This is a genomic window from Vibrio sp. 1562 (assembly GCF_033340155.1).
GTDB lineage: Bacteria > Pseudomonadota > Gammaproteobacteria > Enterobacterales > Vibrionaceae > Vibrio > Vibrio alginolyticus.
The window spans coordinates 66,404-88,164 of sequence record NZ_JAWOVY010000004.1 but is presented as its reverse complement, the minus strand read 5'-3'; the positions used below and the strand labels follow the sequence as shown (position 1 = coordinate 88,164).

23 protein-coding genes are annotated in these 21,761 nt (G+C 44.7%); 10 read left to right on the top strand and 13 right to left on the bottom strand.

The window, feature by feature from the left end:
* Positions 1 to 24: 24 nt before the first annotated feature.
* From R7Z49_RS05605 to torE, 4 genes are all read right to left on the bottom strand, one after another.
* The gene (locus tag R7Z49_RS05605) at positions 25 to 1,764 is read right to left on the bottom strand and encodes a glycoside hydrolase family 36 protein (RefSeq protein ID WP_318111439.1); all 1,740 of its coding nucleotides are present in this window, start codon (positions 1,762 to 1,764) and stop codon (positions 25 to 27) included.
* A gap of 199 nt (positions 1,765 to 1,963) precedes the next feature.
* Positions 1,964 to 4,426, bottom strand: coding sequence for a trimethylamine-N-oxide reductase TorA (gene torA, locus R7Z49_RS05600; protein ID WP_041156583.1), 2,463 nt, complete (start codon positions 4,424 to 4,426; stop codon positions 1,964 to 1,966).
* 25 nt (positions 4,427 to 4,451) lie between these two features.
* Positions 4,452 to 5,636 carry a pentaheme c-type cytochrome TorC gene (gene torC, locus R7Z49_RS05595; RefSeq protein ID WP_064368035.1) on the bottom strand — a complete coding sequence of 395 codons (1,185 nt, stop codon included), beginning with the start codon at positions 5,634 to 5,636 and terminating at the stop codon, positions 4,452 to 4,454.
* A 50-nt stretch (positions 5,637 to 5,686) separates the two neighbouring features.
* Positions 5,687 to 5,866, bottom strand: a complete 180-nt coding sequence (gene torE, locus R7Z49_RS05590) for a trimethylamine N-oxide reductase system protein TorE (RefSeq protein ID WP_005378141.1) — start codon at positions 5,864 to 5,866, stop codon at positions 5,687 to 5,689.
* Positions 5,867 to 6,328: 462 nt separating this feature from the next.
* On the opposite strand from torE, the gene R7Z49_RS05585 reads away from it, so the two are divergent.
* Together R7Z49_RS05585 and R7Z49_RS05580 are read left to right on the top strand one after the other, a co-directional pair.
* The gene (locus tag R7Z49_RS05585) at positions 6,329 to 7,141 is read left to right on the top strand and encodes an ABC transporter permease (protein ID WP_318111437.1); all 813 of its coding nucleotides are present in this window, start codon (positions 6,329 to 6,331) and stop codon (positions 7,139 to 7,141) included.
* Between the two features lie 354 nt (positions 7,142 to 7,495).
* Complete coding sequence (locus R7Z49_RS05580) at positions 7,496 to 7,633, top strand: hypothetical protein (RefSeq protein ID WP_005378145.1); 138 nt, start codon at positions 7,496 to 7,498, stop codon at positions 7,631 to 7,633.
* 85 nt (positions 7,634 to 7,718) lie between these two features.
* Here R7Z49_RS05580 and focA read toward each other — a convergent pair whose 3' ends face one another.
* Positions 7,719 to 8,579: a formate transporter FocA gene (focA, locus tag R7Z49_RS05575; RefSeq protein WP_005378146.1), complete on the bottom strand. Its 861-nt coding sequence runs from the start codon at positions 8,577 to 8,579 to the stop codon at positions 7,719 to 7,721.
* 299 nt (positions 8,580 to 8,878) lie between these two features.
* Here focA and R7Z49_RS05570 point away from each other — a divergent pair, with 299 nt between their 5' ends.
* The gene (locus tag R7Z49_RS05570) at positions 8,879 to 9,112 is read left to right on the top strand and encodes a TIGR02647 family protein (RefSeq protein ID WP_005378148.1); all 234 of its coding nucleotides are present in this window, start codon (positions 8,879 to 8,881) and stop codon (positions 9,110 to 9,112) included.
* A 43-nt stretch (positions 9,113 to 9,155) separates the two neighbouring features.
* Here R7Z49_RS05570 and R7Z49_RS05565 read toward each other — a convergent pair whose 3' ends face one another.
* The gene (locus tag R7Z49_RS05565; RefSeq protein ID WP_005378150.1) at positions 9,156 to 9,602 is read right to left on the bottom strand and encodes a PACE efflux transporter; all 447 of its coding nucleotides are present in this window, start codon (positions 9,600 to 9,602) and stop codon (positions 9,156 to 9,158) included.
* Between the two features lie 89 nt (positions 9,603 to 9,691).
* On the opposite strand from R7Z49_RS05565, the gene R7Z49_RS05560 reads away from it, so the two are divergent.
* From R7Z49_RS05560 to R7Z49_RS05550, 3 genes are read left to right on the top strand one after another with little or no spacing between them, the layout of a single operon-like run.
* Positions 9,692 to 10,570: a LysR family transcriptional regulator gene (locus R7Z49_RS05560; protein ID WP_025766872.1), complete on the top strand. Its 879-nt coding sequence runs from the start codon at positions 9,692 to 9,694 to the stop codon at positions 10,568 to 10,570.
* Between the two features lie 18 nt (positions 10,571 to 10,588).
* A complete protein-coding gene (locus R7Z49_RS05555) occupies positions 10,589 to 11,416 on the top strand; it encodes an NAD-dependent epimerase/dehydratase family protein (protein ID WP_025766873.1) in 828 nt (275 codons plus the stop codon).
* On the top strand, positions 11,413 to 12,051 hold the full coding sequence (locus R7Z49_RS05550; RefSeq protein WP_042522048.1) for a YdcF family protein: 639 nt from the start codon (positions 11,413 to 11,415) through the stop codon (positions 12,049 to 12,051). The genes R7Z49_RS05555 and R7Z49_RS05550 overlap by 4 nt, the downstream gene beginning before the upstream one ends.
* Positions 12,052 to 12,112: 61 nt before the next feature.
* Here R7Z49_RS05550 and R7Z49_RS05545 read toward each other — a convergent pair whose 3' ends face one another.
* Together R7Z49_RS05545 and cysS are read right to left on the bottom strand one after the other, a co-directional pair.
* Entirely contained in the window at positions 12,113 to 12,691 is a 579-nt protein-coding gene (locus R7Z49_RS05545) for a thymidine kinase (protein WP_042522050.1), read from the bottom strand.
* Positions 12,692 to 12,778: 87 nt separating this feature from the next.
* Positions 12,779 to 14,161 carry a cysteine--tRNA ligase gene (gene cysS, locus R7Z49_RS05540; RefSeq protein ID WP_005378155.1) on the bottom strand — a complete coding sequence of 461 codons (1,383 nt, stop codon included), beginning with the start codon at positions 14,159 to 14,161 and terminating at the stop codon, positions 12,779 to 12,781.
* 202 nt (positions 14,162 to 14,363) lie between these two features.
* Between cysS and R7Z49_RS05535 the strand changes: the two genes are divergently transcribed.
* The 4 genes from R7Z49_RS05535 (at position 14,364) to R7Z49_RS05520 (ending at position 17,572) form a co-directional block, all read left to right on the top strand.
* Positions 14,364 to 14,858, top strand: coding sequence for a peptidylprolyl isomerase (locus R7Z49_RS05535; RefSeq protein WP_005378156.1), 495 nt, complete (start codon positions 14,364 to 14,366; stop codon positions 14,856 to 14,858).
* A 60-nt stretch (positions 14,859 to 14,918) separates the two neighbouring features.
* The gene (gene lpxH, locus R7Z49_RS05530) at positions 14,919 to 15,656 is read left to right on the top strand and encodes a UDP-2,3-diacylglucosamine diphosphatase (RefSeq protein ID WP_005378157.1); all 738 of its coding nucleotides are present in this window, start codon (positions 14,919 to 14,921) and stop codon (positions 15,654 to 15,656) included.
* 98 nt (positions 15,657 to 15,754) lie between these two features.
* Positions 15,755 to 16,969: an EAL and HDOD domain-containing protein gene (locus R7Z49_RS05525; RefSeq protein WP_017821720.1), complete on the top strand. Its 1,215-nt coding sequence runs from the start codon at positions 15,755 to 15,757 to the stop codon at positions 16,967 to 16,969.
* Positions 16,970 to 17,056: 87 nt separating this feature from the next.
* Positions 17,057 to 17,572 carry a YchJ family protein gene (locus R7Z49_RS05520; RefSeq protein WP_031812834.1) on the top strand — a complete coding sequence of 172 codons (516 nt, stop codon included), beginning with the start codon at positions 17,057 to 17,059 and terminating at the stop codon, positions 17,570 to 17,572.
* A gap of 275 nt (positions 17,573 to 17,847) precedes the next feature.
* On the opposite strand, the gene hisIE is transcribed toward R7Z49_RS05520, so the two are convergent.
* Genes hisIE through hisB form a run of 5 tightly spaced genes read right to left on the bottom strand, consistent with a single transcriptional unit; the run spans position 17,848 to position 21,699 of the window.
* Positions 17,848 to 18,483 (bottom strand): bifunctional phosphoribosyl-AMP cyclohydrolase/phosphoribosyl-ATP diphosphatase HisIE, encoded by a 636-nt coding sequence (hisIE, locus tag R7Z49_RS05515; protein ID WP_053307441.1) that lies wholly within the window; start codon positions 18,481 to 18,483, stop codon positions 17,848 to 17,850.
* Positions 18,480 to 19,253 carry an imidazole glycerol phosphate synthase subunit HisF gene (gene hisF / locus R7Z49_RS05510; protein ID WP_004749837.1) on the bottom strand — a complete coding sequence of 258 codons (774 nt, stop codon included), beginning with the start codon at positions 19,251 to 19,253 and terminating at the stop codon, positions 18,480 to 18,482. The genes hisIE and hisF overlap by 4 nt, the downstream gene beginning before the upstream one ends.
* Positions 19,235 to 19,972: a 1-(5-phosphoribosyl)-5-[(5-phosphoribosylamino)methylideneamino]imidazole-4-carboxamide isomerase gene (gene hisA, locus R7Z49_RS05505; RefSeq protein ID WP_053307442.1), complete on the bottom strand. Its 738-nt coding sequence runs from the start codon at positions 19,970 to 19,972 to the stop codon at positions 19,235 to 19,237. The genes hisF and hisA overlap by 19 nt, the downstream gene beginning before the upstream one ends.
* Before the next feature lie 12 nt (positions 19,973 to 19,984).
* The gene (gene hisH, locus R7Z49_RS05500) at positions 19,985 to 20,599 is read right to left on the bottom strand and encodes an imidazole glycerol phosphate synthase subunit HisH (RefSeq protein ID WP_017821716.1); all 615 of its coding nucleotides are present in this window, start codon (positions 20,597 to 20,599) and stop codon (positions 19,985 to 19,987) included.
* Between the two features lie 26 nt (positions 20,600 to 20,625).
* Positions 20,626 to 21,699: a bifunctional histidinol-phosphatase/imidazoleglycerol-phosphate dehydratase HisB gene (gene hisB / locus R7Z49_RS05495; protein WP_005389832.1), complete on the bottom strand. Its 1,074-nt coding sequence runs from the start codon at positions 21,697 to 21,699 to the stop codon at positions 20,626 to 20,628.
* Between the last annotated feature and the right edge of the window lie 62 nt (positions 21,700 to 21,761).

Below are 21,761 nucleotides of genomic sequence, written 5' to 3'. Positions count from 1 at the left end.
TATAATCGAACGATTTGCTGCACGTTATGCCGTGACGATCGCTTTCGCATTTAGCCCTTTATCCACGCTCACCATTAATAACTGACAAGGTTCTTGGTTTAGCTTTTCTCCTGTCCAGTAATCATACCAATCCATCGGTTGATCAGACGTCAGCGTAAATTCCATCGCCCCGTAGCTGGCATAGTTAAACAAGCAGTGAAGGTCATTCTTCGTCGTTAGTTTTAAAAACGCATGATTTAAACTCAAAGCCGTGAACTTTGCTGACTCTTGGTTACGTTGTTGACGTAGCATGAGCTTAGCCAATGTCTTCTTTGCAAATGGCGTAATCTCAGGGAGCGGATCGCCAGACAGCAGCAAACCACCACACGCCAATAACACCGTGCGATGAAATTCATACTCTTCTCTGGATGCGGCTTGATTAGCTAATGACGTGAATGTCGCGCAATCCGGATCAATTTGCCACAGTTTTCGATGCTGCCAACTACGGTAAAAGGTTTCTTTGGCTATCTGCTCGAAACGACGACTATGGCGTTCTACGTCATCAGAAACACGCATTGCATCCACAAGCCCTAGAGATGGCCACATTGGCGCGTTGCAACCTAAAAGCCACGCATCACCAGCGCCTTTAGCAATCGCTTCCATTCCTAAGCGATACGCCTCAACGCCTGTAATACCAGATTGTTTACGCACACCTTTCAAGGTTCCCCAATAGTTCGCGTCTAGCTTGAACAATTCAACGCCCCACTCTTGTCTCATGACAGAGACCACATTCGTCAGATGGTCTTGCACTTCTGGGTTTGAGGTATCGAGTATGTACCAAGGCGTGCAGCGCCAACCACCGTATGTGACATCTTCTGCTTTAAGTAAGCTTCCATCTTTGTGACGAACAAACCACTCTGGGTGTTGTTTGAAGATCTCCGACTCAGGTTGAGCAATAAAGGGTGCCATCCAAATCGCCGGCTTTTTGCCTTTTGCACGGATACTATGAATGAGCTCTTTCACGCCACCAGAAAACTTATCCGATGGGATTAACCAATCGCCCATAAAGGCTTGATAGCCATCATCCAGAAGTACCCACTCTAGGTCTTCAAGCTTATCTTGCATGCAATCAACGTTCTGCATGATGTTTTGCTCTGTCACGTCTGCGTAGTAGGCATACCACGAACACCAACCGACAGGCGCATCTTGTGTCACACCTTGGCGAACAGGATGATGCTCTGCAATCATCTCGCCATAGATTTGATAAAGCTCAGACAGAGATTGGCCACAGAGTACCGCCACGGACTCAAGTTGATTACTTTCCCAATCCGCCACTTGAGTAAACTCACCATCAATCGCGGCAGATAAAACCCAATGTCCATCACGCAGGACAACATCAAAATAGCCCGCAAAACGGTGACATGAAGTAAAGCCAAACAAGGTATAGCCAGCCGAGCCTTCCATCACTAAATAGTTGTAGTAACGCTTAGGGGCATCTTTGGGATAGATTCGATAAGAAGGGTTGTTGTCTGGACAGCGACCAATCTCAACGGGATGGCTAACCGTTCCCGCTGTTTGCGCCAGCATTTGGAAGCCATCGCCAATCACATTGGCCTCGTGCTCGTATAAAAACGGCATCTCAAACAACACTTCACGGTCGGTAAACGTTTTATTGTGAAGCCCAGCAAAAGAAAAATGTAATTGATTACCCTCAACTTCAACTTGGAAGTCGTTGTTATTCACAGTGATCTCAATGTGATTTGCCAATTGAATGCTCTGAGCCATAAAGAGTCTACTCACTTAATTATTATTGTTTAGCTTGGTTCATTATCCCCTGCTTGTCCCACCCAATTCGTTATCGACGTCACGAATCCTACTGTCGTTTAGCGTCACAAATTTATTATTGAGATAACGCTCACTGAAATTTTGGTTAAAAAAATACCAGCCCGAAGGCTGGTATTTCGATTGATGTGAATTGCATTAATTAAGCAACTTCGATTGGACCACCGAATGAAGTCACTGGCGGTACTTTGCCGGTGAACTTCTCGAAGTCTACGATACATGTGTTCGCAGAAGTCGCCTGCGCAAGTTCAGAAGAGCCAATGTCTTGCGTTAGCGTGTTAGGGTCACCGTAAGTACAGATTGCGCCCTCTTTCTCGTTTAGAGGACCGTACCATGCACCTTCTTCGATACGAATAACGCCACGTGGGTAGCTGTCAGTAAGAACAGCACCAGCTAATAGCTGACCACGACCGTTGAATACGCGCACTAAGTCACCGTCTTTGATGCCTTTCGCTTTCGCATCCGCTGGGTTGATGTAAACAGGCTCACGACCTTGCACCGCGTAAGTTGCACGGAACTCTTCAGATTCACACATTTGAGAGTGCAGACGCTTGTCTGGGTGACAAGACTGCAACCAGAATGGGTATTTATCTGAACCAGGGCCACCGTGTGAACGCTCTGATTTTTCGAACCACATTGGGTGTTCTTGACAGTGTTCGTAGCCGTAACGGCCGATCTTACGAGACGTGATCTCGATGAAACCAGATGGCGTACCTAGTGGGTTAAGCTCAGGGTCTTTACGGAAGTCCGCATGACGAACCCAAGGTTTACCTTCACCGAAGTCTAGTACGCTCTTCTCCCAGAACTCGTTGAATTCTGGCATTTCAAACTTACCTTCGTTCGCTTTCTTACAATCGTTGTAAAGGCTTTCGATCCATTCCATCTCGCTCATACCACGAGTGTATTCTTCGCGGCGACCAAAACGCTGAGTGAGTTCACTCATGATTTGGAAATCAGGCTTAGATTGGAACAATGGATCGACGAGACGATGCATCGCAATCAGACCTTTGTTCGAGTATGAACCGTATACGTCGATGTCGTTACGTTCCCATTGCGTACACGCAGGTAGAACGATATCCGAGAAACGACATGTTGCAGTCCAAGCAAACTCGATCGTTACAACCGTTTGAAGTTTGCGGAACGCTTTCTTCATGCGGTTACGATCTTGATGGTGGTGCCATGGGTTACAACCCGAGATCACCATCATCTTGAAGTCTGGCAGTTTCACTTTACCGCCGTTGTAGTTGATCTCTTTGCCTGGCTCAAGCAGACAGTCGATCCAACGTGCAACTGGGATAGTACGGCTGTAACCGTTAAAGTCGTTGTTGTCCCACTTCGGCTTCATACCTTGGTCAAGGTTACGAGGGAAACCACCAGGGCCCGCGAAACCAGTAGAAGGCACACCGATACTTGAGTAGTGGTGACCGTAAGAGATGCCACCGCCAGGTAGACCGATTTGACCAACCATTGCAGCAACCACAGCCGCCGCCCAGTATGGTTGCTCACCGTGCTCTTGACGCTGGATACACCAACCCATCAGGATCTGTGTACGGCCACTTACTAGCATACGCGCGAATTCGCGAATCTTGTCCGCTTTCACGCCACAGATAGCCGCAGCCCACTCTGGTGTTTTCTCTACTTTGTCTTTTGTCTTACCTTGAACGTATTGAATAAACTCTTCAAAGCCTAGACAGTAAGTATCAATGAACTTCTTATCGTACAAGTCTTCGTTGTACAGCACGTGCGCCACAGCAAGCATGAACGCTACGTCTGTCAGCGGGTTAATGTACAAGTGATCGTTCTCTAAGTAGCGCTGAGTCTTGTTCTTCACTGGATCTACAGATAGAACGTTGATCTCACCTTTCGCTACTTTTTCTTTTAGTTGTGCTAGGTACTTGAACGACTCATGCGTTTCACAGTTCCAACCTACTTGAAGGTTTTTCACTGGGTCGTTAGCCCAAAGAACGATGTTGTCAGAGTTCTCTAGGATTTCAGACCAAGACGTACCTTGTGCGTAAACTTCGGTTGAACCAAGTACGTAAGGCATGATGGTTTGACCTGCCCCCGTCGAGTAGTCACCTACTTTCGTGATAAAGTTGCCGTGCATACCCACTGCACGTTGCATGTGCGCGGTACAGTTGTTGAATGAACCTGTTTGGTTCCAACCCGTTTGACCTGCGTGTAGCGCCCATGGACCGTAGTCTTTTTGAATACGTTCTAGTTCACGGTAGAACAAATCTAGCGCTTCATCCCAAGTCACGCGGATGAAACGGTTGTTACCGCGAGTATCCGCGCTATATTTGTGTTTCTTCAACCAATCTAGACGAACCATTGGGTAACGCACACGTGAAGGGCTGTAAATAATGCCCTTGATGCCGTTTAGCATTTCAGTTGGGTTTTTGTCTAGCTCTAGCGGTTTGATCTCTTGAACTTTACCCGCGTAGATGTGGGCGCGGAACGCGCCCCAGTGAGAACCTGTTACTTTCCAAGTACCTGTCGTCTCAACAGCATTGGCAGAGGCTGACGCCAATAAGCTAGGACCAATAACTGACGCTGCACTTGTGGTTGCTACACCTTTAAGAAAACTTCTTCGTGTAATAGCCATTTAAATTACTCCAATCCGACGCTTATTAGTGGTGACCTTCAGCATAATCTGAAGAGTGTTTCTGTAGATACTTCAAGATCAGGGCTTCACTGTCTGTATCTAGGTTAACGAACGCCAACATACCGTCGAACATACCTGGCCAGGTGTTCGCGTCGAAGTGCGCTTCCGCAGGTTGCGTGTGACATACTGAACAGTTGGTTTTGTACGCTTCACGAGATTTTTCCCAAACAGGATTGATGTCGTTCAGCATAGACTCTTTCTTAATCCATACTTTCGCCGCTACTTTTTCCCAAGGAAGGCCTGTTAACTCATCCACTTTTTTCTCACCAGTCGTCACAATGTTGCTGTCTGTTGCTGCTTCTTTCATCAGAGACGCAGTCGCAATGTTCTTACCGAAGTCTTCTTGAATTACACGACCAAAACCTTTTGCTTTGCGCCAACCGTCAATTTCGATCTCAACAAACTCGCCTTTGTCTTCAAGAACTTTAACGGTCGATGCAGGATTAAGAAGACCAGCTTCTTTACTGCCTTGCGCATCAAAGTAAATTGGTAGGTGACGAACGCTCACGAGTTGCTGACCAACGCCGTAATCAGTGTTAGAAGTCATACCCTCTAGATCACCCACGATACCGCCAATGCTTTCCATGCCTGCTGGTAGGTTGTGCGCAATACCCTTGTGACAGTCAACACAGCTTTGATCTTTCTCAGCGGCTTGCTTCATTTGGATACGAGCCGTAGGAGACATTTGCTCGAAATCCATCGATTCGTAGTTGTGACAGTTTTTACACTCCAGAGATTTGTTTGCCGAGAAACGATCCCATTCGTGTTTAGCAAGTTCGATACGACGCTCTTCGAACACACCCGGTTCGTCGTAGTTGCCAAATACTTGTGCAAATACTTCTTTAGAAGCTTGCATCTTACGAGCGATCTTATCTGTCCAGTTATGTGGAACGTGACAATCAGGGCAGGTAGCACGAACACCAGAGTGGTTTTTCCAGTGCACCGTTTCTTGTAGCTCAACGTACACGTTGTCACGCATTGTGTGACAACTAATACAGAATTCTTCTGTGTTGGTTGCTTCTAGAGCGGTGTTAAAGCCACCCCAAAAGATAACACCAGCAATAAAGCCGCCCATAGTCAGCACACCTAGGCTGATATGTACAGCTGGGCGCGTCATGGTACGCCACAGTTTAATGATTAATGATTTCATTATTTGCTCTCTTAAAATCTTTTCAAAAGTGTGGTTATGAGCTCACTGGCTTACATGCCGTGCGCGCCTGGAGGTCCAAAGAAGAAGACTTGCAACATCCAAACGATGAACCCGTAGCCGCCAACAAAGGCCACACTCAGAATTGGGAAGAGAACAACTGCAATGAAGAGGAACGACTTCCACTCCAGGGAGCGTTTTTCACCACTCTCAATTTTATTAACATCACTCATACATTTGCCTATTTTGTATCTAGTGTTATTGAAAAGCCCGCGTAACCAAGCTTAAGTTTTTTACAATCTCTAATGGAAAATGTTAGACCATACTAATAGTAGGGTTCAATCAAATAAGCGACCTCAGACCTTGTAATTCAACACTTTTTTGAGCTCATCCAGAGATATGATGGATTGATGTTATTTATTAAAAAACATGAACAGATGTGACAAAATAAGTCTTTTAAGGAGTTGTTAAATAACCAACATTTAAGAAACATCGATCACATTTAAATCGTAATTACCATGCCATAAATCGACTTAAAAACTCCGAAAAAGATAACCGTTTGTAAACAAAATGCTGCGTATTAATGTCGAAAATAGCACTCAAGATTTACTTTAAGAACAGCAAAAAGTGCACGTAGTGGTTCATATAAAGGGGAGGCTTAGATACAATTATTCGCGTATTTTCAAGGAGCGATTATGGACAACGTGGTGGATATAAGCTGGGTCAAACTGGCACTGTTTGGTTTGATTTTATTGGTCCCCTTCTTTATCAATGCCCGCTACAAATTAGGGATAGCAAAAGACACCATAATCAGTGTTATCCGAATGACACTTCAGCTCATATTGATTGGCGTGTATTTAGAATATCTTTTTCAATTAAACAGCTTACTTGTCAATATACTTTGGCTTGCCATCATGCTACTGATTGGTGCCAGCTCAATTGCGGGAAAAGCTCGCTTACCTAAAAAGCCACTTATGCTTCCGCTACTAACGGGCCTTACCTGTGGTCTAATACCACTTCTGATAGCAATTACAGCAGGCTTAGTGCAACCATCCCCTATTTACAATGCGCAGTACATGATCCCACTTGCTGGTATGTTATTGGGTAACAGCTTGAGTAGTAATATCATCGCTCTTCAGAATTTGTTTACGGCTTTTGAGCAGAGACAAGTAGAATATGAGGCTGCAATCTCACTTGGAGCCTCTCCTCGCTACGCATCCTTCCCCTTCATTCAGGAGGCTCTTAGAAAGTCCCTTGCCCCGACTTTAGCTTCTATGGCCACTACAGGGCTGGTTACCTTACCGGGTATGATGACCGGTCAAATTCTAGGTGGCGCGAGCCCGATGGTTGCGATTAAATACCAGTTAGTAATTATGCTGGCTATTTTCGTCATGTTGAGTGCCTCCGTAACCATAACGTTAGAAATGACATTGCGCTGGGTACAAACCAAAGAAGGCCGAATAAAGATAAAAATCGAGCAACCCGAATCGACCAAAACTCATGGTTAGCTGGCGCTTGTGGGTAAAGACCGTTAAACAACTTATATTGCCAAGTCGAACATACTTATAACTGAATAACTCAACTATTCTTCGAGCACTCATCAAGACGCTTTCAGATGAAAAGTCAGGCAGAATTCTTTTTGATATAAGCCTCTAATTTTATGAAATTTTCTTTGCAAGTTTAGATACGCACGACCTTTGATACAGGTTATCCACAGAAAATGTGGATAAGCCCCCAAAACCCATACGCAACCAGAAACATAGCAACATAAGTGATCAATCGAATCGTCATGCATTGATCACGTGACTAACATGTTCTAATTTTAAAGTAAAGGCAGTGACCACAAACTTGGAGAGACGTACATGGATGTCTTAATGATCAAAGAAAATTACGATGAACTCCTGTCCGATGCACCTCTGGATTGGCTCGTTCAAGAACCAAAGGAAGTAACTTCTCATTGGCTCCCAACCGATTTTGGCATCAACGAAGAGTTGATTTAACATGACTCGACTTATTTGACATTTGCAGAGACAAATAAAAAGAAAGGCGAACCATCTGGTTCGCCTTTCTTGTGATCTTCTAAACTTATCGCAAATGGTTATCTTCATCGCGTAGATAAATCATCCAATACCACATGCCAACAAATACGCCACCACCAATAATGTTTCCTATCGTAACAGGAATTAGGTTGTTTACGATGAACCCCATCATGTTTAAGTCCGCGTAGTTTGCAATATCTGCCCCTGTCATTTGCCAAAACGCTTCTGGCGCAAAGTACTTAATACCAATCGCCATAGGTACTTGGAACATGTTCGCAATACAGTGCTCAAAACCTGCCGACACGAACATAGCCACAGGCAAAATCATGACCGCTATTTTATCTGTCAATGTTCGCCCACTAAACGTCATCCAAACTGCAATACAAACTAATACGTTACACATAATGCCAAGCGCAACAGCAGCAAAGAAACCATGATGTAATTTGTGTTGGGAGATCGCCATCGCGTTAAGACCAACTTGGCCATGATCAAACATATATTGCTTGGTAACTAGCATACAGGCCACGAGCAAAATGGCCCCAACCATATTGCCAAAGTAAACCACCAACCAGTTTTTGATAAGTGCTTGCCAAGAGATTTTTCCACTCGCACGCGCAACTAGTGTCAGCACAGAGCTAGTGAAAAGCTCGCCGCCAGTAACCACCACCAAAATCAAACCAAGGCTAAATGCCAGACCACCAATGAGTCGTGTAATGCCCCAAGGCAGCTCGCCTGCGCCTGTCGTTACCGTGGTATAGAAGATGAAAGCAATACCAATATGAAGCCCCGCAGAAATGGCGAGCAGAAAAGATTTGATTGGAGCTTTCGTTGCTTTGCCTACCCCCACTTCAGCCGCGCGTTCCGCAGCTTGTGGCGGTAATAGTGAGTCAAACTGATTAAAGTTCATTCTGGTGTAACATTTAGAAACATTTAAAGAGGCGCGGATAATCGCTCTATTTCCCTATTTTTTCAAGTGCTATTTGGCGTGTTTACTAAAATCGTTGTTATTGGGAGATCAAGCAATAAATAGCGCCTATCATTCGCTACCGTAAGTATCATTGATACTTAACAAGTATTCGGCCTTTCGAACAAAGATTCTGCGTTATATCAGCCTGATAGCGCCATACTTAACACTTCTTGTCGTTGAATGTTGCCCAACGCTACTTTTCAGACTAGCTTGGTAAAAAAAGCGCAAAGGAATCATTTATGAAATATTCAGCTGAACATATCGCCGAATTGAATCTACTTCTTCAGTTCGACCTAAGTAGTGCTGCAACTGGTATTAAAGTTCATACAGACGCGTCAGAAGAAATGCAGGCAGCCGTTGCTCGTCTATATGAGAAGCAACTTTGTACACAGCCTGACGGTGGTTATCTAACAGACGAAGGCATTGAAGTTGCAGAACATGCAGATAAGATTTTAAGAGTTTTGTCTGTGTAATTTGAACAAAAAACGCCACCGAACTCGGTGGCGTTTTTTAGTCCTATATTTTTCCTGTCGATGCCTGCGGCAATAATCGCTTTTTCATTTTGCTAAATGGTTGAACCTTGTCATACAACCAGTTAAAACCAGTAGCATAAAATAGGAAGAAAACGAGGAAGCCGGCTTCCAGCATCAGAGCTTGAAGAAGCGTAATTTCTAAGAACCAGGCAATCACAGGTAGAGAGATAAAGATCAATCCTCCCTCGAAACCAACAGTGTGTCCAAGCCGCATCGCTAAACTTCGCTCAGCTCGATTGCCACCAAACCACTTATCAAAGTACAAGTTGTAGATGTAGTTCCATATCACGGTATACATGCTCAACCCGACCCCAACCAACGCAAGATCACTAGAGCCCTTTCCAGTGATCAATGAAGCCGCTGGTACAATAATCGCGAGTGCGATTAACTCAAAAAGTACTGCATGAAAAATTCGTTCGTTACGAGTCATATTTCTCTGTCCAAATAGTTCTACTCAATGCTTAGAATTTTATCTATTATTTAGATAACCAAAAGTTAGATACCATCGGTTTAAGCGATATGTTTACCATCGAACAACTGCAAGCTTTTATTGCTACATCAGAAGCAGGATCATTTTCAGGAGCAGCTAGAAAACTGGGGCGAGCTCAATCTGTAGTGAGCCAGCACATCATGAATATGGAGATCGACTGTGGTGTTGAGCTTTTCGATCGATCAGGCAGGTACCCTAAATTAACTGAGAATGGCCTCGCTCTCGTACCCTATGCACAAGCAACAATCAGCCAACTCGACCGCCTAAACAATAGGGCATCGCAGCTCTTTTCCACGCCAACGAACAAATTAGCCTTAGCTATTGATGAAGGGATTCCTCTGACTCGCTTGCCGGATGTGCTAAAGAAGTTAGAGCAACGCTTTCCACACTTACAAGTTGAATGCTTAACGGCATCAAGCCCTGATATCATTGAATTGGTTAAGTCGGAACGCGCCACGACTGGGATTATTTTGAGTGATTTACAAATGCCAAGGCACATCGATTTCACCAATCTTGGCAATATTGCATTTGATGTCTATGTCTCTTCAACGCATCCTTTAGCAAAGCAGCAAATCACTCACATTGATCAACTAAAACAACATCGTCAATTGGTCATACGATCCAAAAGTGCAGAGCCATGTGGTCTCAATCAAGCATTTAGCCCAGATATCTGGTACGCTGATAACTACTATATTTTGTTGGAATTGGCGAATAAAGGGTTTGGTTGGTGCTTTCTACCACAGCATTTAGTCGCGTATTCACCTAATACATTAAAAAAAGTTGGGGATGATTTCACAAAACTGGCTTGGCAAGTCAATGTTGACCTTATTCAGCACCAGAAATGGCATTCAGATCCCCTCCATCAACAAGCCAAAGCAGAACTGCTCAACCTATTCGGGCAGACATAAGTAAGTAGGAAGACCCAAATGGCAAATACATTGATCGTAGGTGCAGGCTGGCTCGGAACTCCGCTAGCAGAAACATTGATGAAAGATGGACACTATGTTGTCGTCACTCGTCGTAGCCAAACTCGATTAAAAGAGTTACCCACCTCATTAACTCACTCCGCATTGTTCGATTTCAATCAATTGAACGCCACAGCACGGCTAGATGAGCTGCTCAAACAGCATCAAATTACGCACGTTATCGGTGCTTTTCCTCCAGGATTTCGTAAAGGACGCGGTCAAGAATATGCACAGCAATGGCAAATACTTGCCAACGCAGCTAAGCAAAACAACGTTGAAAAACTTCTCATGATCAGCTCTACCACGGTTTACCCTAACCTTGCTTCCGATATGGAAGAAGCTGACGCGTCACTCTCTTTAGCAGCCGAAAGCCCTTATTTCTCTGACAATGCACGTATTATGCTTCAAGCAGAGCAGCATGTTATCGACTCGAATATTAACTTTGTTATTCTACGTTGTAGCGGATTAATCGGGCCAGATAGACACCCATCTCGCTTTGCAGCAAGGCTTCAACAAGTTAGTCGTAAAGCACCAGCTAATATGCTTCATCAAGATGATGCTGTCTCGGCTGCGAAATTTGCCTTAGGCAATTTAAGCAACCAAGTCATTAACGTTACTACACCTCATACTGTCAGCAAGGCTGAGTTCTACCAAGCTGCCATAAACAAAATCGGAAGTGAGATACCTCTTCCACCCGTCACAGAGCAAGCTGACAAGCGTATTCTTGCTGACAAACTACTCTCACTTGGTTATCGATTTCACTTCAATTCAACTTTGGATGCGCTATGAGGCTCTATAGACATATAGAAACGCTTTGGGATTACATGCAACTCAAACATGAACTGAAACCTGCGGACTGTTTGTTTGTGATGTGCAGTAATGATGTGCGTGTAGCGGAGCACGCTGCCAAGCTCTACCACCAAAAGTTGGCACCTTTGATTGTATTTTCAGGGGGTGAAGGTCGCTTCACAGATGGACTGTTTGAAAAAAGCGAGGCAGAAACCTTTGCCGAGATTGCAAAGTTGTCGGGCGTTCCAAGTGAAGCAATTTTGCTCGAGACTAAATCCACAAACAGTGGAGAAAACGTTCGCTTTACTGAGCAACGATTAAAAGAGGAAGGAAAACAGTGTTCCTCGTTTATTCTGGTACAAAAACCGTTTATGGAGCGTAGAGCAATCGCGACATTTGAAAAACAGTGGCAGTCACCCTACACTCAGCTCCAAGTAAGCTCTGCGGCTCTTCCATTTTTTGAGTACATTAATGAAGACATGCCATTAATGATGGTGCTAGAAGCACTAATGGAAGATTTCTCTCGCGTGAAAAGCTATCCAGAGAAAGGATTTCAAACCGAGCAGAACATCCCTCAGCAAGTCGAATCTTCTTACCAGGCTTTACTCGAGCGATTTGGTTTTGACTTAGTCTAGCTTTTTCTAACCGACAAACAAAAAGCCACCAAGTACGGTGGCTTTTCTATATCAATACGGCTTATTTACCGAGCGCTTCTTTGTAATGTTGGCGGCATACGGAGACATACTTATCGTTACCGCCGATCGCAACTTGATCGCCTTCTTTAATTGCCACGCCGTGTTCATCGGTACGAATAACCATATTCGCTTTGCGGCCGCAATGGCAGATTGTTTTGAGCTCAACCAGCTTGTCTGCCCAAGATAATAGATACTTACTGCCTTCAAAAAGTTCGCCTAGAAAATCGGTGCGAAGGCCGTAACACAATACTGGAATATGCAACTTATCAACGACTTCAGTAAGTTGATAAACTTGTTCTTTCGACAAGAACTGACACTCATCAACAAGAATACAGTGACGTTTTTCAACCTCATTCAGATCTGCGATCTCTTGATACAAATTGGTATCCTGACGAAATAAATGTGCGTCAGATTGAAGACCAATACGAGAGCTCACTTTACCGACACCAAAACGATCATCTAGCGCAGCCGTAAAAATAACTGGCGTCATGCCGCGTTCTTGATAGTTGAAAGAGGATTGAAGAAGCGTTGTTGATTTACCCGCATTCATTGCTGAGTAATAGAAATACATCTGAGCCACAGAGCATTACCTAAAGTTAAAGTTTTAATTTATGGAAATGGAAAATAAAAGGGCTGAATTATCAGCCCTTTAAAAATGAAAATTCAATTACTTACGACGCCACGTTGTGCCTTCTGGACCATCTTCCAGAACAATGCCCATTTCGGTCAGCTTGTCACGAGCCATATCTGCATTCGCCCAATCTTTCGCAGCGCGAGAGTCATTACGCAGCTTGATCAGAGCTTCAATTTCAGCCACTTCATCATCGTTACCCGCATCACCTTTTAGGAAGGCTTCAGGATCTTGGTGAAGAATACCGATCACGTCAGCTAGTTCACGCATTAGCGCACCGAGTTCGCTCGCTTTCTCTAGGTTTTCTGTCTTCAGACGGTTAACTTCTCGCGCCATGTCGAACAGTACTGAGTAAGCTTCTGGTGTGTTGAAGTCATCGTTCATCGCTGCAGTGAAGCGAGATACGTATTCTTCACCACCAGCAGGCGCAGCGTTTAGGTCTAAACCACGTAGAGATGTGTACAGGCGCTCAAGCGAAGCACGTGCTTGGTTTAGGTTATCTTCGCTGTAGTTTAACTGGCTACGGTAGTGACCAGACATTAGGAAGTAACGCACTGTTTCAGCATCGTAGTGACCAAGAACGTCACGGATAGTAAAGAAGTTACCTAGAGATTTAGACATCTTCTCACGGTCTACCATTACCATGCCGCTGTGCATCCATGTGTTCACGTATTGTGTATCGTGTGCACAGCATGATTGTGCGATTTCATTTTCATGGTGTGGGAACTGAAGGTCAGAACCACCGCCGTGAATGTCGAAGTGGTTACCTAGGATTGAAGAGTTCATTGCTGAACACTCAATGTGCCAACCTGGACGACCAGGACCCCATGGTGACTCCCACGTTGGTTCACCCGGCTTTGACATCTTCCAAAGTACAAAGTCTAGAGGGCTGCGTTTTGCTGTTTCGATATCAACGCGCGCGCCAGCTTGAAGCTGATCAAGGTCTTGCTTAGAAAGCTTGCCGTATTCGTTGAATTTACCTACTTCAAACATTACGTCACCGTTATCTGCAACGTATGCAAAACCGCGCTCGATTAGCTTCTCAACCAATTCGATGATTTCAGCAATAAACTGTGTCGCACGAGGTTCAACGTCCGGACGTTTCATGTTCAGCGCATCAAAATCAGCGTGCATTTCACCAATCAAACGCTCAGTCAATGAATCGCAAGACTCACCATTTTCTGCGGCACGTTTGATGATCTTATCGTCGATATCTGTGATGTTACGTACAAACGTCAGATCGTAGCCCAAGTAGCGAAGGTAACGTGATACAACGTCAAAAGAGACGAAAGTACGACCGTGACCAATGTGACAGAGATCGTAGATGGTAACTCCACAGACATACATACCGACTTTGCCAGCTGTAATTGGTTTGAATTCCTCTTTCTGTCTTGTGAGTGTGTTATATATCTTTAACATGATCTCTATCTATGATTGTGAATGAATAAAAGAAGATGAGTATATCAACTCCAACCTAGTTAGGTAATAGCAATTAACCGATAAAACGATAATCGGCTAAACTTCAAGCACAAAACGAAGAATTTCCTCTTCCTGAGTTTTTAAAGCACTAGAACTTAGGCTAGAATCTCGGGCTCAACACAACACAGTAAAGGAAAGTAGCATGATCACCCTTCACACTAATTTTGGTGACATCAAGATTCAACTAAACGAAGAGAAAGCGCCAGAGACAAGCGCAAACTTCCTTCAGTACTGCCGCGACGGTTTCTACGACAACACGCTTTTCCACCGTGTTATTGACGGCTTCATGATCCAAGGTGGTGGTATGGAGTCTGGTCTACGTGAAAAAGCGACTCGTGCACCTATCAAGAACGAAGCAAACAACGGCCTAAGCAACAAAGTGGGTACACTTGCTATGGCACGTACTATGGAGCCGCATTCAGCAAGCTCTCAGTTCTTCATCAACGTAAACAACAACACATTCCTAGACTTCCGTAGCGAAAGCCTAGATGGTTGGGGTTACTGTGTGTTCGGTGAAGTAATCGAAGGCATGGACATCGTAAATAAGATCAAAGGCGTTAGCACTGGTTCTTACGGCATGCACCAAGACGTACCTCTAGAAGACGTAGTAATCACTGGTACAACAATTGAAGAGTAATTCTTAGGAATTATTTTTAAAAGATAAGTTAATGGGGAGGCATAGCTTCCCCTTATTTCTATGACGACATTATTTATTTCCGATCTTCACCTTACCCCATCACGTCCTGATATCACGGAATGTTTTGTGACGTTCATGCGAACAGAAGCAACAAAAGCTGATGCACTTTATGTACTCGGCGATCTGTTTGAGTTCTGGATTGGTGACGATGACAACACCCCTTTTGCAGACCAAATCCGTGCAGAATTTAAAGCACTGACGGATGCGGGTGTGCCAACTTTTTTCATCCAAGGCAATCGAGATTTTTTACTCGGCAAACGCTTTTGCAAAGAAACCGGTATGACATTACTCGACGATGTCTGCACGATTGATCTTTATGGTCAAAAAGCCGTAATCCTACATGGCGATACGCTCTGCATTGACGATGTGAAATACCAAGAGTTTAGAAAAACCGTTCACAAGCCATGGCTACAATGGTTGTTTAACCGTATTCCTTGGTTCATTAAGAAGAAAATTGTCTCAAAAGTTCAATCCGATATTCGTGATGATAAAATGAGCAAGTCATTAGATATCATGGACGTTAACCAAAATGAGGTCGAGAAAGTGATGTCTCAGAACTGCGTCAACATAATGATTCATGGTCACACACATCGCCCGAACACACATTTTTTTGACGTCGATGGCATTAAAAAGACCCGAATTGTTTTAGGGGATTGGTATACGCAAGGCTCAGTTTTAAAAGTAAATTCTGATAGTTTTGACCTGCAAACGAGACCGTTCATACAGAATTTGCGTTAAGCATGTAGAGCGTGTAGAAGATTCACGCTCAAGTCGTAGATATTTTGTAAAAAATCGCTATTATCATAATACTAAGTTAAACAGAACGAAGTACCTAATTGAAGTATTCTTACGTAGCTCGCCAACCGATTCTGGATAGAGAAAAACGAACCATAGGTTACGAACTCCTCTTTCGAGACGGCCCTAAAAATACCTTCCCTGAAGTAGAACCAGAGCTGGCTACTAGTCGACTGCTATCCGATCATTTTTTGTCGACGCATTACAACACATTAGGAAACAAACTTGGCTTTGTTAACTTTCCGCATCAAAGCTTGGTGAACTTGGTCCCAACTTTGTTTCCTAAAGAATCTCTCGTCATTGAAGTCCTTGAAGACTGCCAACCGACAGAAGAACTGTTAGAAGCCATCAAGCACCTTCATGAGTGCGGGTACAAAATTGCTCTGGATGATTTTGTTCCGACGAAAGCTTGGAAGCGTTTTCTTCCATACGTTTCCATGATCAAGTTTGATATTAGACTTGTGCCGATCAAGAAAGCTGCCATTTTTATTCAGGCGTTGAGCCCATTTAAAATCGACTTTCTTGCGGAAAAGGTAGAGACCTATGAAGAGTTTGAGCAAGCTCTAGAAGCCGGTTTTAACTATTTTCAAGGGTATTTTTTTAGCAAACCTGAGATGATCCAGAAAAAACGGTTGAACCCCGCGTTTCTTACCGTCATCCAACTTTGTAAAGAGATTGCAGATAAGCCCATCGACTTCAATGAGGTTGAACGTCTGTTTTCGATTGATGTGACGCTGTCATACAAGCTGCTTACTTACGTAAATTCAGGATATACATTAACGACTAAGATCAAATCGTTCAGACAGGCGCTTATTTATCTGGGTGAAGAGCGACTACGACGCTTTATTTCCTTAGTTGCAATTGCCTCCGTTCAAGAAGATAAACCTGACTCTCTTTACTCTTTAGCGATTCAGCGTGCACGAATGTGTGAACTGCTACTTAGTCAAATGAACACTAGGTATGACCCTGGGCAGGCTTTTTTGACAGGCATGTTTTCTTTGCTCGGATCTTTGCTCGATCAACCGCTCTCGGATGTCATTGAAGATATCCCCGTTGACGAAGATATAAAACTCGCATTAACCAGTCGAAAAGGCGTACTTGGTCACTTACTTTCGATGACGATCGCCTACGAACAAGCGGACTGGGAGTTAGCCGAGCGATATTGCACCGTTCTTAAATTAACCGAACCTCAATTAGCAGACGCTTTTAATCAATCGACGGAATGGGCTCAAGAACTGCTGTCTCAAACGCCCTAAACGGCTATAATGCCCCAAAGAATACCTGCGACCTCACTTATGTGGGGTTGTTTGTTTTTACCGCTTAATTAATCGAGATTTCATTTTATGGCTTCTTCTTGTCCTTGCGGCTCTAACCGCACCTACCAACAGTGTTGTGAAATTGCCCACAATAACCACGCTGACGTCACCACTCCGGAGCAGCTAATGCGCTCTCGTTACAGCGCGCATGTGTTAGGTCTAGTGGATTACGTGGTGAACACATACCACCCAAGCTGTAATGCAGAAGAGCAACGTGAAGGCATTGCCCAATCTATCGACAGCGATTGGTGCAAGCTTGAAGTTGTAAAAACAGAAGCTGGCAGTAATGACAATGAAGGCTTTGTAGAGTTTAGCGCTTATTTTGATGAAGACGGCAAACGCTACTGTATGACAGAGCGTTCTCGTTTCGTGAAAGAAAATGGGCTTTGGTACTACATTGACGGCACGTTTCCAGAAGAAGAGCTAGAAGAAGAACCAGAACAAGATCCTCGCCTAAACCAACCAGTGAGTAGCCTAAAAGTAGGTCGTAACGACCCGTGTATCTGTGGAAGCGGTAAGAAATTTAAGAAGTGTTGTGGGTAAGATCATCCACTCCTAGCTTATTGAGCTCGATTTAATTGGATTCTTGACTTCGCCTAGGTTCGTTGGAGTGACGTGAATATATGTACCTATTTGAAGTAAATAACTCTACTGCAAGTACCATTAGAAAATATACCGTCATTCTGAACAGCGAGGGACGAGCGTGATTCAGAATCTAATCGCCACCAGCACTGTTGCCGGTTTTTGCCCCGAATCAAGAACACTAAAGTAAAAAGCCCCTAGGCTCGAGAGCATAGGGGCTTTCACTTATCGCAAGCTTACTTATGACGCTCTTTCAGTTTGTTCACTACGTCATTCATCGATAAGCCTTGGTCTTGAAGCAATACCATTAAGTGATAAATCAAATCTGCAGATTCACACACTAACTCCGCCTTATCGCCCGACGTCGCCGCAAGCGCGACTTCAACGCCTTCTTCGCCCACTTTTTGCGAAATACGCTTGGTGCCACGGGCATAAAGACTGGCAGTATAAGAGGAATCTGGGTCGGCACTCTTGCGGGCAGCCAATAGCTGCTCAAGTTGATGAAGCCACACCATTTGTGACTCCTCTTGAGGGTCCACATCCCAGCAAGTTGTGTTACCCAAGTGACACGTAGGACCAATGGGATTCACTTTCACCAGTAGCGTATCGTTGTCGCAATCGAGCTGAATGTTCACTAGTTGCAATACGTTGCCGGAGGTCTCACCTTTCGTCCAAAGACGCTGCTTGGTACGAGAGAAAAACGTCACTTGACCTGTTTCGCCCGTTTTTGCCAACGCATCTTGGTTCATATAACCCATCATCAGCACTTGGCTTGATTGGAAATCTTGTACGATAGCAGGTACCAGACCATCCACCTTTTCCCAGTTGATTCGCTCAACTAGCGAACTTACTTCGGCGGCTTTCACACTCATAGTCGTACCTCAATGCCTTGTTGTTTCAAATACTGCTTTAGTTCACCAATATTGATGACTTGTTTGTGGAATACCGATGCGGCAAGCGCGCCATCCACATTTGCTTTTTGGTATGCTTCCGCAAAGTGCTCCATAGCACCTGCCCCACCCGATGCAATCAATGGCACGTTACACACTTCACGCACCATGTTAAGTTGTTCAATATCGTAACCGTTACGTACGCCGTCTTGGTTCATCATGTTCAGTACGATTTCACCAGCGCCACGCTTTTGTACTTCTTGCACCCAATCACGTGTTTCCCATTGAGTTGCTTTGGTGCGTTCTTCATCGCCAGTAAACTGGTAAACCTGATACTTGCCTGTCTCTTTGTCGTAGTATGAATCGATACCAACGACGATACATTGCACACCAAACTTATCAGCAAGGTCAGTAATCAGTTGCGGGTTAGCCAATGCAGGTGAGTTAATAGACACTTTGTCTGCACCAAACTCAAGAATGCGCGCTGCATCTTCCGCTGATTTAATACCACCAGCGACACAGAAGGGAATATCAATCACTTCAGCAACGCGAGCGACCCAACTTTTGTCAACAACACGCCCATCACTTGAAGCGGTAATATCGTAGAACACAAGCTCGTCAGCGCCTTCTTCCGCATAACGCTGCGCCAGAGGAACGATGTCGCCAATGATTTCGTGGTTGCGGAACTGGACGCCCTTCACCACTTGTCCATCACGAACATCAAGACATGGAATTATTCGCTTTGCCAGCATGCAAATGCCTCCTCTGCTGTGAATTTACCATCTAACAGCGCACGACCAACAATCACACCAGCCACACCGCTGCCTTTTAGCGCTTCGATATCTGCTAATGAGCCAATGCCACCTGAAGATTGAAACTGCACTTGTGGGTACTGTTTACATAGGTCGACATAAAGCTCTACGTTTGAGCCTTCTAGCGTACCGTCACGAGAAATGTCCGTACAAAGCACGTGCTGCAAACCTACCGTCAGGTAATCGTTGATCAGAGCTTCGATAGTCACGCCTGAATCTTCTTGCCAACCAGAAATCGCTACTTTACGTGTGCCGTCTTGATCGATGTTGATGTCTAGCGCGAGAACGATTTTCTCTGCACCGTATTTTTCCATCCAACCTTTCACAAGCTCTGGCTGTTTTACTGCTGTTGAGCCAACGACAACACGCTGAGCCCCCGCTTCTAGCAGCTCAATCACGTCTTGCTCTGTGCGCACTCCGCCACCGATTTGGATGTTCGCTGGCGTGCTTGCTAGTAGCTTTGCAATTAAATCAAGTTGACGTGCTGTCGTGTCTTTCGCGCCAGTTAAATCCACCAAGTGCAGCCAGTTAGCACCAGCTTGGTGGTACAAGTTGAACTGCTCTGCTGGGTCGACTTTGTACTCAGTTACTTGGCCGTAATCACCTTGATAAAGGCGAACCACCTGTCCTTCAATTAAATCAAGAGCTGGAATAATCACACTAAATCCCTTTTATAATTCTAAGAAGTTTTGAATAAGCTTCGCGCCCGCTTTTGAAGAACGCTCAGGGTGGAATTGCACGCCGTAATAGTTACCGCTTTGTACTGCTGCTGTGAACGGGTTGCCGTATTCACATTCCGCAATCGTGTAATCCCCAACAGGCATCGCAAAGCTGTGCACGAAGTAGAAATACTCTCCTTCTTCAATATCTTTGAAAAGTGGATTACCTGCTTTTGCAGAGACCGTGTTCCACCCCATATGCGGCAACGGCAAATCGCCAGTTTGTAGTAGCTTCACTTCGCCATCACAAAGTCCAAGACACTCAACTAACTCGTCGGCTTTCTGCCCTTTCTCTTGAGACACTTTGCCCAACAGTTGCATGCCTAAACAGATACCTAGTAATGGCTTTTCTACCTGTTTTACCAAGCTGATCAGATCGCGCTCTTCTAGGTTCTTCATCGCTTCGCTGGCGGTTCCCACACCCGGTAGGAATAGCTTATCTGCGGATAATACGACTTGCGGATCTTTTGAAATCGTTACGTCATAGCCTAGGCGTTCAATGGCAAACTTCACCGAAGAAACGTTGGCACAGCCAGTATCGATAATGACAACTTTCTGTTCTGTCACTGTTTTTCTCCTTGCTAACGTTAGCCTTAAAGCACGCCTTTACTACTTGGTAGCTCAGTGCCTTCTACTTTGATTGCTTGGCGTAACGTACGACCAAACGCTTTAAATAGACTTTCAATGATGTGGTGATCATTGTTGCCCGCAGAAGAAAGGTGCAACGTACACGCTAATGTGTCAGTCAGAGAGCGGAAGAAGTGAACCACCATCTCTGTTGAAAGATCACCCACTTGCTCACGACTAAACTGCGCGTCGAACTTAAGGTAAGGACGACCTGATAGGTCTAGTGCGCATTGCGCCAAACACTCATCCATTGGCAAGCTAAAGCCAAAGCGACCAATACCACGCTTGTCACCCAGTGCTTCTTTCAACGCTTGACCCAACGCAAGAGCGGTATCTTCTACTGTGTGGTGATCATCAATGTGCAGGTCACCTTCCACTTTGCACACCATTTGGAATCCACCGTGCGTCGCAATTTGATCCAGCATGTGGTCAAAAAAGCCAAGACCTGTAGAAATATCGTTACCGCCTTGCTCGTCAAGATTAACGAATACTTTAATGTCTGTTTCTTTTGTGGTGCGAACCACTTCAGCAACGCGAGCCTTCACCGTGAGATCTTTTAGGATCTGTTTCCAACCCATGGTTTCTGGGTTGTATTGAATGCCACGAATTGCCATGTTTTCTGCAAGTTGAAGATCGGTTTGACGATCGCCAATCACAACAGAGTTTTGAAAATCCACTTTGCCACCTTGAAGGTACTCTTTTACCAAGCCCAATTTAGGCTTACGGCAAGAGCAGTTATCTTCATCGAAGTGAGGACAAATCAGCACATCATCAAACTTCACACCTTGAGATTCAAAGATCTCCATCATCATGTTGTGTGGTGCATCAAAATCAGCTTGTGGGTAGCTGTCGGTACCCAAACCATCTTGGTTCGTGACCATCACTAGACGGTATCCTGCATCCTGCAACGACAGCAGGCTTGGGATAACAAATGGTTCTAGTTTTAGCTTATCTAAACGGTCTACTTGAAAATCAATCGGCGGCTCAACAATTAAGGTGCCATCACGGTCGATAAAAAGGATTTTTTGTTGTTTGCTCACTCGAACTTCCTTATTGCTATTCTTTTGGCGCTCCCGCTATTTAGCGAGAGCGATAAATTCTG

What these genes read in the sequence shown, in the direction of transcription:
- focA (WP_005378146.1), bottom strand. Translation starts at nt 8,579, where the DNA reads ATGAACTTTAATCAGTTTGACTCACTATTACCGCCACAAGCTGCGGAA.
- R7Z49_RS05555 (WP_025766873.1), top strand. Translation starts at nt 10,589, where the DNA reads ATGGCAAATACATTGATCGTAGGTGCAGGCTGGCTCGGAACTCCGCTA.
- torE (WP_005378141.1), bottom strand. Translation starts at nt 5,866, where the DNA reads ATGAGTGATGTTAATAAAATTGAGAGTGGTGAAAAACGCTCCCTGGAG.
- R7Z49_RS05605 (WP_318111439.1), bottom strand. Translation starts at nt 1,764, where the DNA reads ATGGCTCAGAGCATTCAATTGGCAAATCACATTGAGATCACTGTGAAT.
- R7Z49_RS05585 (WP_318111437.1), top strand. Translation starts at nt 6,329, where the DNA reads ATGGACAACGTGGTGGATATAAGCTGGGTCAAACTGGCACTGTTTGGT.
- R7Z49_RS05560 (WP_025766872.1), top strand. Translation starts at nt 9,692, where the DNA reads ATGTTTACCATCGAACAACTGCAAGCTTTTATTGCTACATCAGAAGCA.
- R7Z49_RS05580 (WP_005378145.1), top strand. Translation starts at nt 7,496, where the DNA reads ATGGATGTCTTAATGATCAAAGAAAATTACGATGAACTCCTGTCCGAT.
- hisIE (WP_053307441.1), bottom strand. Translation starts at nt 18,483, where the DNA reads ATGAGTGTGAAAGCCGCCGAAGTAAGTTCGCTAGTTGAGCGAATCAAC.
- R7Z49_RS05550 (WP_042522048.1), top strand. Translation starts at nt 11,413, where the DNA reads ATGAGGCTCTATAGACATATAGAAACGCTTTGGGATTACATGCAACTC.
- hisF (WP_004749837.1), bottom strand. Translation starts at nt 19,253, where the DNA reads ATGCTGGCAAAGCGAATAATTCCATGTCTTGATGTTCGTGATGGACAA.
- torC (WP_064368035.1), bottom strand. Translation starts at nt 5,636, where the DNA reads ATGAAATCATTAATCATTAAACTGTGGCGTACCATGACGCGCCCAGCT.
- R7Z49_RS05570 (WP_005378148.1), top strand. Translation starts at nt 8,879, where the DNA reads ATGAAATATTCAGCTGAACATATCGCCGAATTGAATCTACTTCTTCAG.
- torA (WP_041156583.1), bottom strand. Translation starts at nt 4,426, where the DNA reads ATGGCTATTACACGAAGAAGTTTTCTTAAAGGTGTAGCAACCACAAGT.
- R7Z49_RS05535 (WP_005378156.1), top strand. Translation starts at nt 14,364, where the DNA reads ATGATCACCCTTCACACTAATTTTGGTGACATCAAGATTCAACTAAAC.
- R7Z49_RS05520 (WP_031812834.1), top strand. Translation starts at nt 17,057, where the DNA reads ATGGCTTCTTCTTGTCCTTGCGGCTCTAACCGCACCTACCAACAGTGT.
- lpxH (WP_005378157.1), top strand. Translation starts at nt 14,919, where the DNA reads ATGACGACATTATTTATTTCCGATCTTCACCTTACCCCATCACGTCCT.
- R7Z49_RS05565 (WP_005378150.1), bottom strand. Translation starts at nt 9,602, where the DNA reads ATGACTCGTAACGAACGAATTTTTCATGCAGTACTTTTTGAGTTAATC.
- cysS (WP_005378155.1), bottom strand. Translation starts at nt 14,161, where the DNA reads ATGTTAAAGATATATAACACACTCACAAGACAGAAAGAGGAATTCAAA.